This window comes from Luteibacter sp. P4_D7_3 (genome assembly GCF_056401735.1).
Map to the genome: position 1 here is coordinate 1 of NZ_JBFUIT010000510.1, position 1,735 is coordinate 1,735.

Consider the following 1,735-nt stretch of genomic DNA (forward strand, 5'->3'; position numbering starts at 1 on the left):
ACCGTCGACGGAGCCGGTCACGGCCGCGGCCCTGCCGACGGTGGCATCGCGGTCCGATGTGGCGCCGCCCGTCCCCGTGCCTGCGCCCAAGGTGCCGGACGATCGCTTCGAGCCGGCCGATCAGCGACGGGCCATCCTCGTCGTCGAGGACGACGAGCGCTTCGCGCAGATCCTCCTCGAGCTGGCCCGCGAGATGAACTTCCGTTGCCTGATCGCCACCAGCGCCCAGGAAGCGCTCGCCCTGGCGAGACATCATCTTCCCCAGGCCATCGTGCTGGACGTCGGCTTGCCCGACCAGTCGGGCCTTTCCGTGCTCGACATCCTCAAGCGCGACGTGCGAACACGTCATATCCCGATCCACGTTGTTTCCGCGACGGACCATTCCCATGCAGCCCTTTCCATGGGTGCGGTGGGGTATCTGCTCAAACCGGTCAAGCGGGCGCAGCTGGCCGAGGTACTGGGCAAGCTGGACGCGAGGCTTTCGCAGGCGGTCCGTCGCGTGCTCGTGGTCGAGGACGACGATGTGCAGCGCGACGCTATTCGCCAGTTGCTGGCGTCCGCGGATGTCGAAACAGTGGCGGCGGCGACGGCGGCAGAGTGCCTCGATCACCTGAAGAGCCAGACCTTCGACTGCATGGTGCTCGACCTGTCCTTACCCGATGCTTCCGGCTTCACGCTGCTGGAAACGCTGAGCGCCGAGGGTATCTATGCCTTCCCCCCGGTGATCGTCTATACCGGTCGCGATCTGACGTCGGACGAGGAGGCGCGACTGCGCGTCTACTCGCGCTCCATCATCATCAAGGGCGCGAAGTCGCCCGAGCGCCTTCTCGACGAGGTGTCCTTGTTCCTGCACCAGGTCGTCACCGAACTGCCGCAGGAACACCAGCGGATGATCCAGGAGGCGCAGCATCGCGATGCGCTGCTCGAGGGTCGGCGGGTGCTGGTGGTCGAGGACGACGTGCGCAACGTCTATGCGCTGATCAACATCCTCGAGCCCAGAGGCTGCGTGCTCACTGTTGCCCGCAATGGCCAGGAGGCCATCGATGCCCTGAACAAGGCCAGCGATGGCTCTGGCAACGACATCGATCTGGTGCTGATGGACGTGATGATGCCGGTGATGGATGGCCTGACGGCGACGCGGCAGATTCGCGCCGATCCGCGCTGGAAGAAACTGCCGATCATTACGCTCACCGCCAAGGCCATGCCTGACGATCAGGAGACCTGCCTGCAGGCGGGGGCGAGCGATTACATGGCCAAGCCGCTCGACGTCGACAAACTGCTCTCGCTCGTTCGCGTGTGGCTCTCGCAGTGAGCCACATGGAGGACAGCGCGGTGGGCCGCCTCGAAGCGATCGAGGTAGAGCTGATCCTGGAAGCCTTGTTCCAGCGCTTCCACTACGATTTTCGCGGGTACTCCAGGGCGTCGATCACACGACGCCTGAAGCAGCTCCGCGAGAAGCTCGGTTATCGTACGCATTCGGCCATGCTCGAAGCGCTTTTGCACGATCCGTCCGTGGGGCCCCACGTGGTCAGTTACCTCACGGTGCAGGTCAGCGAGATGTTTCGCGACCCCTCCTATTTTCGTGCGCTACGCGAGCACGTCGTGCCGCACCTGCGTACCTATCCGTCGCTGAAGGTCTGGGTCGCCGGGTGCAGCAGTGGTGAGGAATTCTATTCGCTGGCGATTCTTTTCCGTGAGGAGGGTCTGGAACAGCGAACGATGTTCTACGCCACGG

2 protein-coding genes are annotated in these 1,735 nt (G+C 64.1%); both read left to right on the plus strand.

Annotated elements, in window-relative coordinates; genetic code table 11:
• Positions 1–1,312, plus strand: a 1,312-nt coding sequence (locus tag AC1DSN_RS22150; RefSeq protein ID WP_477332939.1) for a response regulator, incomplete at its 5' end; no start/stop codon positions are given.
• A gap of 5 nt (positions 1,313–1,317) precedes the next feature.
• On the plus strand, positions 1,318–1,735 hold a 418-nt coding region (locus AC1DSN_RS22155; RefSeq protein ID WP_477332941.1), incomplete at its 3' end, for a CheR family methyltransferase.